The following is an 11,831-nucleotide window of genomic DNA, read 5'->3' as shown; positions in this document are numbered from 1 at the left end:
TTTTATGGGTTAATTATAAATAAGATAAGGAGCAAGATACAGCCAAGGCAATTCTAGTAATTCCTGATTTTCGGTAGTAGTAATAAAGAAGTTAGTCCGAGAACCAATTTCTGTTCCTTTGTATTTACGAATGACTTGATTTGCAACTCCAAAATATGACTCAACTACATGATCACTATAATCATACCAAGGGGCTGCACCGCCTCTCTTTGGGTTATATCTCCAAGTCTTTCCTTCTGCTTCCACATCACAAAATAAATCGGCTTTATGGAGGGCGATAATTATGTGTTTGACTCGTTGACAATTCTGGTTTAAAAAGTCAAACCAGTTCTGTAAACCATTCACCCATTGATCACTAGTTGGTAATGTATTAACTGGTTGAAGATGATTCGCAGCTATATTTATCAGACGGCTAGATACTAGACTTTGGTGAGGAGGTAACATTAAAATCACGGCTTTACTTTCCTTGACTTTATTTTCCATTCCTTGCCAAGCTGCTGGATGATCTTTTCGATATTGGGGGTTACTCCAAAACTCTCCAGGGGTATCAATCCATAAAATATTTAGTTGTCTTGGTCCGGTAGCTGGTAAATCCACCTCCATGTTTAAGGTTTTGGTATTTAATTGGTCTGTACCTGCTATTTCCTTGGTGCTGGGATTGTATAAGTCACTGGCTAGGATATTACTGATTTTGACATATTTCCCATGTTCAGCCAAGGCTCTGACCATGCTGGTTTTTCCGGTTTTGCGATCGCCTATCACCACAATACTCATCTATTTTATACCCCACCCTGATCAAGTTGCTTGTATTCCACAGGAAAACCCGTATATGTTAATGTCTCCGAACCTAATATCCACTCCTGACGCGGTATATTCACCAAATCAGCTTCAACAATTCGCCCAGATAAAAAATGCAGTTTTTGATTATTTGAACCCCTTAATGGTTGATCGCTAACTTGCTGTTGTATAAATAAGCCATCAACTAATAAATCTATATGATTTAGTAACCTTTGACTATCAGGAATATTATTGAATTGAAGTTGTTGTAGTTGATACCCTGTCCAACAAACAACCGTCTTACCTACGGATTGGACGCGACGTGCTAAATCTGCCAAAGCCACAGCTTGAGCAAAAGGTTCACCACCGGAAATGGAAATACCCGCTAAATCCGGTAATTCTTGGAATTTTTGCCACATTTCCTCTACAGTCACCACCTGATTTAACTTAAACTGCAAATAGTCAGGATTTTGACAACCTAGACACCGAAAAGGACAACCTTGCACCCAAATCACCATCCGAGTTCCTGGACCATTAGCACAAGAACGAGGCAGCCAAGTGGCTATATTTAGCAATAGCGGTTGTGTCATCATTTACCATCTTAAATTAAGAGATTGAAACCCACGTAGGTGGGTTTTGCCTGTGTAGCCGCGTATCCCTGACGGGAGCCGGAGGCATCTTTCTAATCGCTTCTAATCGCCGATACTTTCAGAACGTCGCTCAGGTATTTTATTAAAATCAGACTCCATAGTTGTTTTTACGGAAATAATCCCCATATCCACATTCCGCCATTCTTTGTCCACAGGTTCACCATTCCATACTGTCCATTCCACCTGATAACCTTGCTGTTGAAACAGTTCAATCACATCAAAAGTCCGACTAGAACAGGAAGAATCACCTTCTTCATCATGAGGACCAGCTAAATCAATTTGTTGACCATCAAACTGAATTCGCATTTGCGTATTTACTCCCTCATGGGTTTCGATATTAATAACTACATCACCATCATTAATTTCCGTAATTTTGGCAACATAACCAACTTGTTGCCAAGATGCTACTAAATTTTTCGCCGCAGTATAAACTTGCTCTGCTTGAGATTCATACCTACTAATTTCTTGATGGAAAATTTCTATCTCTTCATCAGAAATACTCTGCCAACTATTACACAGATCATTTATTTTGATTTGTAATTGTTGAGTAATATGATTAGGAAGACTTGACTGTAAATTATTGAGTCTAGATTGCAGAAATTCAAACTGTTCTGTCCACTCTACTTTGAGTTGTTGAATCACCTGAATCCGCGCATCATCTAATGTTTGCAAATAAGTTTGAGCATCAGTTAAATTATTATTTTGTAATGCCCTTTCCGTCTTCTGAATAGCTTGTTGCACACTTGCAGAATCTAATAATTGCCGATCAATTAAAATTTGATATTCTGATTTAATCTTTGGTAATTGCATTTTTAGATTCTGCATTTGTCTTTGTGCATCCTGAGATAAGGCTTGATTTACCTCAGCATTTATTAAGTTAACCTGTTCAGGTTCTTGAATAACAATCTTTTTTCTAGTAGCACCAGAACGAAATTGAGCAATTTTTTGTTGTATATCTTGCTCTCTTTTGATAGCAGCTTCCCTTTCCTGACGCTGACGTTCTTGATATGCTTGCAATGCAGAAGCTACACCATCAAATAAACTGGGTTGTGATGTTGTAGAAATACCAGCAGTGACGCTAAATGTTTTTTGTCCACTCATAGTTCTTACTTGATACACTTTATTGCTATATAAAATAAGGGTTTAGCATTGCTAAACCCTTGTCACTGTTAAAATTAAAGCACCTTTTTAGCCTTTAATAAATCCCCTGGCAAAAAAGCCCCATTTTCCGTAATAATGGCGGTAATTAAATCCGCAGGGGTGACATCAAAAGCCGGGTTATAAAATTCCACACCTGGAGGCGTGAGGATAGTTTCACCTATTTGATAGATTTCCCCTGGGTGACGTTCTTCAATGGGAATTTGACTACCATCAGTTAATTGAAAATCTACTGTAGATAAAGGTGCAGCGACAAAGAAAGGAATATTATGAGCTTTAGCCACAATAGCTAAACTGTAAGTCCCGATTTTATTGGCAGCGTCACCATTAGCAGCTATTCTATCAGCGCCCACGACTACAGCATCAATTAAACCTTGTTTCATGCAATGGGCGGCCATATTATCGGTAATTACTGTCACCGGAATCCCTTCTTGGACACATTCCCAAGCGGTGAGTTTTGCACCTTGTAACCGGGGACGGGTTTCGTCTGCATATACTCTGGCTAAACGTCCTTCTTTCCACGCAGAACGGACTACACCTAAAGCTGTGCCATAACCAGCGGTGGCTAATGCCCCAGCGTTGCAATGAGTGAGTATAATTAGTTTGTCTGGGGTTTTCGGTAATGCAGCTAAACCATGATCACCGATCGCTTGACAGGTTTGCAAATCTTCGGCATTGATCTTTTGGGCGGTTTCTAAAAGGGTTTGTTGAATTTCTGCGACTGTTCCTACTGTTTCATAGGCTGTTTGCATCATTCTGCCAATTGCCCAAAACAAATTTACCGCAGTGGGACGGGTAGAACGCAATAAATTAGCGACTATTTCCAGTTTAGTTAAAAATTCTTGAATATCGCTCGTTTCAATTTCCCTTGCACCCAAATACATTCCATAAGCTGCCGCAACTCCAATCGCCGGCGCACCCCTAACAATCATGGTGGTAATGGCTTGTGCCATATCTTCACTGCGGTGAATCTCCACTACTGTATATTCATTAGGTAAGCGAGTTTGATCAATGAGTGAGACTGAATTATTGTGCCAAATAACGGGATAAACCATATTGTTGATTATTAGTGGTTAGTTGTCAGTGGTCAGTGGTCAGTGGTCAGTGGTCAGTGGTCAGTTGTCCGTGGCAATTAATGACAAGGGCTTTTTAGATGTAATTCTCAATCATTATTAAACAAATTTATTCCCTATTCCCTCTTGCCTATTCCCTCTTGCCTATTCCCTATTCCCCATTAAGTTAAAAAAGAAAGATGAAAATTACCAAAAAAATCAACAATTGGCTAGAAACCCACGCTGCTGCACCTGTTTATGGCGGTTGGGTGTTGGCGGGAATCGCTCTATGTTACTTGGGTGCAGGGATTAATACAATGGCTGGCTGGCTGTATGTGATTAGTGGAGTCAGTTTTGCTCTTTTGGGGGTGTCAGCTTTTGTTGCGCCGCGATCGCTCACAGGTATAATTGTCAAACGTCGTCCTATTGCACCAGTAACCGCCGGTGATGAACTGAAAATTGCCATAGAAATTCAAAATCAGAAAAAGCAATCTGGCAGTTTATTACAAATTAGAGACATTCTCCCATTTATTCTGGGTCAACCAGTCCAGCAAAATATTGAAGCACTTGCACCACAAGAGACTTTTCACTGGACCTATTATCACCCTACCCAACAACGAGGGGTTTACCGCTGGCACACAGTAGAATTAGTCACAGGTGCGCCCTGGGGTTTATTTTCCTGTCGTCGTCCTCGTCAGTGTGAAGCTAGGGCAATTGTTTATCCCACCGTTTTACCCCTGACTACCTGCCCCTTAATTGATGAAATTGGACAAGATGATAGCCAAAGAGGAGATCCGCGTGGTAAACCCTTACAGATGGCAACAACGGGATTAGTGCGATCGCTGCGTCCATATCGCATCGGTGATCCTACCCGGTTAATTCATTGGCGGACGAGCGCTCGCTATGGCGAATTACGAGTCAGAGAATTAGAAGTAATCACCGGCGGACAAGAAATTATTATCGCCATAGATAGTTCCTTCCAATGGCAACAAGAATTATTTGAACAAGCCGTCATTGCCGCCGCTTCCCTGTATTTTTATGCCCAAAAACAAAAACTGCAAGTGCAACTATGGACATCAGGCACAGGTTTAACAACAGGTAATATCTCCGTTCTGGAAACCCTAGCAGCCACCAACCCCATCGAAAAAAACAGCCTACCACCAGATCATTGCCCCCTCATTTGGCTAACCCAAAACTCTTACACCACATCTTCCTTACCTGCGGGTAGTCGTTGGCTACTTTGGCAAAATCCAGAATCAGCCACAGAAATCGTCATTAATCGGGAATATCCCGGCATCATCGTCCAAAACGAACAAGAACTCCAACCCCAACTCCAAAAAGCCCTCAGTTTATTTTGAAGCGATTTCTCACACTGAGCCTGATGTACAATGCAAAGAAACATAGAAATTTATAAACAGCAGAACCAATGATCACATCAGAAGTGAATTCAAAATCCAGTGATAAAAGCCTAGAAGCAATGCGGCATTTTTCCGAACAATACGCCAAACGGACGGGAACATACTTCTGTTCTGAACCTTCCGTTACCGCAGTCGTCATTGAAGGACTAGCCAAGCATAAAGACGATCTCGGTGCGCCCTTATGTCCTTGTCGTCACTACGAAGATAAAGAAGCCGAAGTTAACGCCGCTTTTTGGAATTGCCCCTGCGTACCCATGCGCGAACGCAAAGAATGTCACTGTATGCTATTCCTCACACCTGATAATGAATTTTCCGGTGACAAACAAGAAATTTCTCTTGATACTATTAAAGAAGTTCGGGATAGTATGGGATGAACGAAATCATGCCGGAAGAGTTTTGGCAAGGTGTAGAACAGTTCAATGCTGGACAGTTCTATGCTTGTCATGACATCCTTGAAGCACTCTGGATCGATAGTATCGAACCAGATAAAACTTTTTATCAAGGTATTCTTCAAATTGCTGTAGGACTGTATCATCTGGGTAATCATAACCAACGAGGCGCAATGATTCTTTTAGGCGAAGGTAGTAATCGTCTTCGGCGTTATCTACCTACCTACGGCGGTATTAATGTGGAAGAATTACTCACTCAAAGTGTGGATTTGTTAACAACATTACAACAGGAAAGCCTAGAAAAAATTGCCGATAGCGAATTAGCTCACAATCAAGTTAGGCTTTTACCTATAATTTCCCTGTCTAAACTATGATTTATGAGATTTGGATGATTTTTCTGATGGATTTTATGAATCTTTTGTAGATGTGTCAGATTCGGTAACAATTAACAAATTTTTGCCAGTTTTGATCAAAGATTTTCAACGCGAAACTAAAGTAAAAAAAAATCGTCCGTTTTTGCTATAGGACTGATATTTTATTGCCCTATTCCCTGTTCCCCGTTCCCTATTCCCTAACTTCTATGATACCTCGTTATCAATTACTAAAATCACAGATACGCCGCTTAGGATTAGCCTTAGCACTGCCAATTTCCCTTGTAGGTGTGGGAGTATTGTCCACCCAATTGCAACCCGCCACAGCCCAATCTGGGGGAAATCGTCCCCTGACTATTCGCTCTGATACCCAAGAATATGACGCGAAAACTCAAGTAATTACGGCTCGTGGTAATGTGCAAATGGTCTACCCGGCTCGCCAAATTCAAGCTACATCTGCTCAGGCTCAATACTTTAGCAAAGAAAAACGGATTGATTTCAGTGGTAATGTTTACATTTTACAACAGGGTAGTAATAGTATTCGTGCCGAAAAAGTCACCTATTTAATTGACGAAGGCAAATTCATCGCCTTACCCCAATCTAATCGTCAGGTAGAATCTATATATATGATAGAAGATTCTAATCCTAGTAGACAAACTACCAAACCAGCCCCAAAAACTCCAGCCCTAAAACGTTCTAATTAGCATCTCAATAGTGAAAATAGTTTTAGAGAATATTCACAAATCCTACGGTAAACGATTAATTGTGAATCGTGTTAGCCTTTCCGTTAGCCAGGGGGAAGTTGTCGGTTTACTTGGTCCTAATGGTGCGGGGAAAACCACAACATTTTATATTGCCACAGGTTTAGAAAAACCGAATCATGGCAAAGTGTGGTTAGATAATTTAGATATTACTAATTTTCCCATGCACAAAAGGGCTAGATTAGGTATTGGCTATTTAGCTCAGGAAGCAAGTGTATTTCGTCAGTTGTCAGTGCGAGAAAATATTCTTCTAGTATTTGAACAAACTCAAGTTCCCAGGCGAGAATGGAGACACAGACTACATACCTTATTACAAGAATTTCGCTTAGAAAAGGTAGCTGAGAGTAAAGGGATTCAACTTTCTGGTGGTGAACGACGACGCACAGAATTAGCGAGAGCTTTAGCAGCAGGTAAAGAAGGCCCCAAATTCCTGTTTTTAGATGAACCTTTTGCGGGAGTTGATCCCATTGCTGTATCGGAAATTCAGGAGATTGTCAGTCAATTGCGCGATCGCGGTATGGGCATTTTAATCACCGATCATAATGTCCGCGAAACCCTAGCCATAACAGATCGTGGTTATATCATGCGAGAAGGACAAATTCTGGCTTTTGGCAACTCCGACGAACTTTATAACAACCCCTTGGTGCGACAATATTATTTAGGTGATAATTTCGCAGTTTAAACTTTGCGCCTTTGCTCCTTCGCGTCTCTGCGCGAAACATAATCATGATATCTAAACAAATTAACCCCTTCTCTAATTTAATTTCCATATTTTCATTTTCCATCATGGATCGCTATTTAGCGATGCAATTAATTTCCCCATTTTTATTTGGTGTTGGTGCATTTACTTCTGTAGTTTTAGCAATTGATAGTTTATTTGAATTACTCCGCAAGGTCGTAGAATCAGGTCTACCTCTCAATATCGCCCTAGAAATTTTTCTCTTAAAGCTACCTTATGTCATGGTGTACTCCTTCCCCATGTCCACCTTGTTAGCTACTTTAATGACCTATAGTCGCCTTTCTAGCGAAAGTGAATTAATTGCTTTACGTGGGTGTGGTGTTAGTGTTTATCGCATGGTTTTAACGGCTGTCGTGTTAAGTTTTGGAGTCACTCTCATCACTTATTTATTTAATGAGCAAATTGCCCCCGCTGCCAATTACAAAGCCACCATCACCCTAGAACAAGCACTCAAATCCGACCAACCTTCCTTTAAACAACAAAATATTTACTATCCTGAATATCGAGAATTTAAAGAAGCAGATGGTACTCAAAAAAAGATCCTTTCTCGCTTATTTTATGCTGACCAATTTGATGGTAAGCAAATGAACGGTTTAACAATTATAGATCGTTCCCGAGGTGGAGTTGATCAAATTGTTGTTTCCGAATCAGCTAAATGGAACACTCAAAAACAAGTTTGGGATTTTTACAATGGCACTATCTATTTAGTAGCAACAGATCGCTCATATCGGAATATTTTACGATTTGAACATCAGCAAGTACAACTTCCTCGCACACCTTTAACCTTAGCCGAAAATAGCCGAGACTACGGCGAAATGAATATCTCCCAAGCCTTAGAACAATTAGAAATAGAACGTTTAGGTGGGAACGATCAAAAAATTCGTAAACTCCAAGTACGAATCCAACAAAAAATCGCCTTTCCCTTTATTTGCGTTATTTTTGGCTTAGTTGGTTCAGTTATGGGTAGCATCCCTCAACGCACTGGACGGGGGACAAGTTTTGGTATTAGCGTAATTGTAATTTTCAGTTACTATTTGCTCCTATCCGTCTCTGGAGCATTAGCACAAGCTGGTATCCTTTCACCCTTAATTGGTGCTTGGTTGCCCAATTTATTTGGATTAGCTACAGGTTTATTTTTATTATTGCGAGTAGCTCGGCGTTAATATACAGCAGGAGTCAGGAGGAAGAAAAAAGAAGGAGGTAGGAGTAATAATTTAGTCAACAAAAAGTTATATTATTTAGTATCTAGCAGCATTTGTATATGAGTAAAATCCGCACTGTCATCATTGAAGACGATGAACTGACTCGATTCTATATTTGCACAGCATTACAACGAAAAGACGAAATTGAAGTAGTTGGACAAACTAACAATGCCCGTCATGGGTTAATAATGTTAAAAAAGCTCCAGCCAAATGTGGCGATTGTGGATATAGGTTTACCAGATCAAGATGGAATTGAATTAACCAGGAAAATTAAAGCGAATCATCAACAGTTATTAAATACAAAAGTATTAATTTTAACATTGTCTGATCATGAAGAATCCGTACTCTCAGCCTTTAGCGCCGGTGCAGACTCTTACTGTATGAAAGATATCCAGTTTGATAACTTACTGAATGCTATCCGGGTAACTGCTGAGGGAAAACCTTGGATTGATCCAATGATTGCCAGGATTATTGTAGAAAAGGCCAATCAGAAACCAAATTCTCTTAAATCCCATGATCAAAAACAACCTGTTAAAGTTGGTATTCTCTCAGATAGAGAATTAGAAGTGATAGAATTGATTACCAAAGGTTTTAGTAATAATGATATCGCCAAGAAACTTTATATTGCAAGTGGAACTGTAAAAACTCACGTTGCCAATATTATGAACAAACTAGGTGCTAATGACCGTACCCAAGCAGCAATAATTGCTATGCGTTCTGGCTTGGTTACATAAATTCTATTTAAATAGGTTTTAGTCAGCAGTCAGGAATCGGGGAAAAAGAAAAGGAAATCCAAAAAATTAAAACTTTCTCCTAGAGGTTGTTTGAAAACTTTTTCTCGTGTGATCTAACACTTGTAGATCCCTCTAAATCCCCCTTTTTAAGGGGGACTTTGAGGAGTTTAGCCCACCCTTTCTAAGGGGACTTTGAGGAATTTAGCCCCCCTTTTTAAGGGGGGTTGGGGGGATCTAAATTAATTGTGATACCTTTCAAACTTTCTCTTATTTACAATTCCGTATCCTATAGGAGTCCTATTTGATGATTGAACAAAACGCAGTACATACTGAAACCCTTCTTTCCTGTTCCCTGCCTCTACGAAAAATTCATAAATCAAATCTGATCACTATATCTGATAGTTATTAAATTAAGGACACCTTATGGCTGGAAAAAAGTTAGATAAGCTCAAGCTCATGGTCGTAGATGACGAACTAGATAACTTAGATTTACTCTATCGCACATTTTGGAAAGATTTTAAAGTTTATAAAGCTAATAATGCCACTGAAGCCTTAGCTATCTTAGAAAAAGAAGGTGAAATGGCTGTAATTATCTCCGACCAAAGAATGCCCGAAATGAACGGGAGTGAACTATTAAGTCTGACAGTGGAGCGGTTTCCTGATACAATTCGGATTTTGCTCACAGGTTTTACTGATGTAGAAGATTTAGTAGATGCAATTAACTCAGGTCGAGTATTTAAATACATTACAAAACCTTGGAATCCCAACCAACTCCAAACATTAGTTAATCAAGCTAGTGATACCTATCGCTTAGTTAAAAAACGAGTAGCAGAATTATCTCGTGCTTTGCGAAGGGAATCTTTATTTAATGCCGTAACAACAGCAATTAGAGAATCCTTAGACTATGACAATATGCTGCAAAAAATTGTTACCACAATTGGAGAAACATTTGCGGCTCATTATTGTTTACTCAAACCAATTGAAGATAATTTACTAACCGAAAAGCAATTTTGCTATCAAAGTTCTCAATCTGAAATCTGCGATTTAATTCCGGATCTTAGTGATTTAATCAGCGAAGTTTTTCAAACTCACCATTATCAAATAAAAGACGATATCTACGAAAATATCCCTTGTCAAAATCTAGTAGTTCCCCTCATTTATCAACAACATTTACTAGCTATTATTGCTATTTGTAAATTAGGAAGTGATCACATTTGGCAGCAAGAAGATATTCAACTGATTACAGGTGTAGCAGAACAAGCAGCCTTAGCCCTTTCTCAAGCCAAACTCTATCAGAGTTTGCAAGAAAAACAACGACAAATTCACCTAGAGTTGGAAGTAGCCCGCCAAATTCAACATAATTTATTGCGGCAAACTTTACCAGAAATGGCAGGTGTAAAAGTCCAAGCTTGTTGCTATCCAGCACGAGAGGTAGGAGGTGATTTTTTTGAAGTGTTTGTTCATCCTAATGGTGATTTGTGGTTAGCAGTTGGTGATGTTTCTGGTAAAGGAGTACCGGCGGCTTTATTTATGGCTAGTACGATTTCTTTGCTGCGGCGGGAACTCTGTCAAGAAGTACCAGTAGAGCCAAATATCATCATGCAGAATCTAAATTCTGCCCTGAGAGACGACTTAATGAGCAGCAATTATTTTATCACAATGGTTTTAGCCTGTTATCACCCAAGCACCAGAGAACTTGTCTATGCTAATGCTGGACATATTTATCCTTTTGTCTGGTCAAAACAATTGACTTTGAATGATTCTCCTCACTATCTGAAAATTCGCAGTATTCCTTTGGGAATAATATCTAAATGGCAGGCTGAATCTGGACATTTGATGCTTTCTTCTGGAGACACATTACTCCTAGCTAGTGATGGCATTACAGAAGCAACTGTCTGGGAAACCTTAGATAGTTCGAGAACAAATCATCGTTCTATGCTCAACCAAGAGGGTCTATGGCAACTTATAAAAAAACAATCTCAACCTCTGAATCTTGATAATCTATTAGCTTTTATTCAAACCAATAACGATGTTCAAGAAGATGATCAAACTATACTGTCTTTAGAGGTTCTATAGGTTATGAAAAGTGAACTTCATGTTCCCAGCGATCTAGGTTTTATCAACATTGTAGAACAATGGTTATTCGGATGCTTACAATTACAATTAGGGGAATCTGTTGATTGGACAAAACAATCAAGTCGCTTACGCTTGGTTTTAGTGGAAGCATATTCTAATGCTGTGCGTCATGCCCATAAAAACAAACCTGGCTTGACAATTTTACTGCGGTTAGAACTGAAAGACCGAGATTTATCTATCGAGATTTGGGATTATGGTGAAGGTTTTGATTTATCTACTTACTTTCCTCCCAACCCTACAGAAAAGCAAGAAGGTGGTTATGGTTGGTTAATTATGAATCGGCTAATGGATAAGGTAGAGTATCAATTACAGGTGAATGGCGCTAATTGTCTGAAACTAGAAACAACTCTCCCAGAACTATTTCCGTAGGTTGTTAGTGGTCAGTTGTCATTAGGAAAATTCTTTCTCCCCCAACTTCCCCAACTTCCCCCACTTCCCCCACTT

13 protein-coding genes are annotated in these 11,831 nt (G+C 39.6%); 9 read left to right on the top strand and 4 right to left on the bottom strand.

Going from position 1 to position 11,831, the window contains the following annotated elements; translation table 11 throughout:
• Window positions 1-9: 9 nt before the first annotated feature.
• The 4 genes from FJR05_RS00960 to mtnA form a co-directional block, all read right to left on the bottom strand.
• Complete coding sequence (locus tag FJR05_RS00960) at window positions 10-774, bottom strand: GTPase domain-containing protein (RefSeq protein WP_168642390.1); 765 nt, start codon at window positions 772-774, stop codon at window positions 10-12.
• A gap of 5 nt (window positions 775-779) precedes the next feature.
• The gene (locus FJR05_RS00955) at window positions 780-1,370 is read right to left on the bottom strand and encodes a 4Fe-4S single cluster domain-containing protein (protein ID WP_168642389.1); all 591 of its coding nucleotides are present in this window, start codon (window positions 1,368-1,370) and stop codon (window positions 780-782) included.
• A 99-nt stretch (window positions 1,371-1,469) separates the two neighbouring features.
• On the bottom strand, window positions 1,470-2,528 hold the full coding sequence (locus FJR05_RS00950) for a hypothetical protein (RefSeq protein ID WP_168642388.1): 1,059 nt from the start codon (window positions 2,526-2,528) through the stop codon (window positions 1,470-1,472).
• Between the two features lie 74 nt (window positions 2,529-2,602).
• Window positions 2,603-3,640, bottom strand: a complete 1,038-nt coding sequence (mtnA, locus tag FJR05_RS00945; protein WP_168642387.1) for an S-methyl-5-thioribose-1-phosphate isomerase — start codon at window positions 3,638-3,640, stop codon at window positions 2,603-2,605.
• A gap of 197 nt (window positions 3,641-3,837) precedes the next feature.
• On the opposite strand from mtnA, the gene FJR05_RS00940 reads away from it, so the two are divergent.
• The 9 genes from FJR05_RS00940 (at window position 3,838) to FJR05_RS00900 (ending at window position 11,756) form a co-directional block, all read left to right on the top strand.
• A complete protein-coding gene (locus FJR05_RS00940; RefSeq protein ID WP_168642386.1) occupies window positions 3,838-4,995 on the top strand; it encodes a DUF58 domain-containing protein in 1,158 nt (385 codons plus the stop codon).
• A 68-nt stretch (window positions 4,996-5,063) separates the two neighbouring features.
• Window positions 5,064-5,429 carry a ferredoxin thioredoxin reductase catalytic beta subunit gene (locus FJR05_RS00935; RefSeq protein WP_168642385.1) on the top strand — a complete coding sequence of 122 codons (366 nt, stop codon included), beginning with the start codon at window positions 5,064-5,066 and terminating at the stop codon, window positions 5,427-5,429.
• Window positions 5,426-5,818, top strand: a complete 393-nt coding sequence (locus FJR05_RS00930; RefSeq protein ID WP_168642384.1) for a DUF309 domain-containing protein — start codon at window positions 5,426-5,428, stop codon at window positions 5,816-5,818. Before FJR05_RS00935 ends, FJR05_RS00930 begins: the two co-directional genes overlap by 4 nt.
• Window positions 5,819-6,024: 206 nt before the next feature.
• A complete protein-coding gene (locus tag FJR05_RS00925; RefSeq protein ID WP_168642383.1) occupies window positions 6,025-6,519 on the top strand; it encodes an LptA/OstA family protein in 495 nt (164 codons plus the stop codon).
• A 10-nt stretch (window positions 6,520-6,529) separates the two neighbouring features.
• Complete coding sequence (lptB, locus tag FJR05_RS00920) at window positions 6,530-7,258, top strand: LPS export ABC transporter ATP-binding protein (RefSeq protein ID WP_168642382.1); 729 nt, start codon at window positions 6,530-6,532, stop codon at window positions 7,256-7,258.
• Window positions 7,259-7,362: 104 nt separating this feature from the next.
• Window positions 7,363-8,478 carry an LptF/LptG family permease gene (locus tag FJR05_RS00915; RefSeq protein WP_168642428.1) on the top strand — a complete coding sequence of 372 codons (1,116 nt, stop codon included), beginning with the start codon at window positions 7,363-7,365 and terminating at the stop codon, window positions 8,476-8,478.
• Between the two features lie 98 nt (window positions 8,479-8,576).
• Window positions 8,577-9,251: a response regulator transcription factor gene (locus tag FJR05_RS00910; RefSeq protein ID WP_168642381.1), complete on the top strand. Its 675-nt coding sequence runs from the start codon at window positions 8,577-8,579 to the stop codon at window positions 9,249-9,251.
• A gap of 423 nt (window positions 9,252-9,674) precedes the next feature.
• Complete coding sequence (locus FJR05_RS00905) at window positions 9,675-11,327, top strand: SpoIIE family protein phosphatase (protein ID WP_168642380.1); 1,653 nt, start codon at window positions 9,675-9,677, stop codon at window positions 11,325-11,327.
• Window positions 11,328-11,330: 3 nt separating this feature from the next.
• Window positions 11,331-11,756 (top strand): anti-sigma regulatory factor, encoded by a 426-nt coding sequence (locus FJR05_RS00900; protein ID WP_168642379.1) that lies wholly within the window; start codon window positions 11,331-11,333, stop codon window positions 11,754-11,756.
• The last annotated feature ends 75 nt before the right edge of the window (window positions 11,757-11,831 follow it).

Origin of the sequence: Dolichospermum sp. UHCC 0259 (genome assembly GCF_009711935.1) — a bacterium.
Lineage (GTDB): Bacteria > Cyanobacteriota > Cyanobacteriia > Cyanobacteriales > Nostocaceae > Dolichospermum.
The sequence above is the reverse complement of the archived record's forward strand: the minus strand, read 5'-3'. Positions and strand labels throughout refer to the sequence as shown.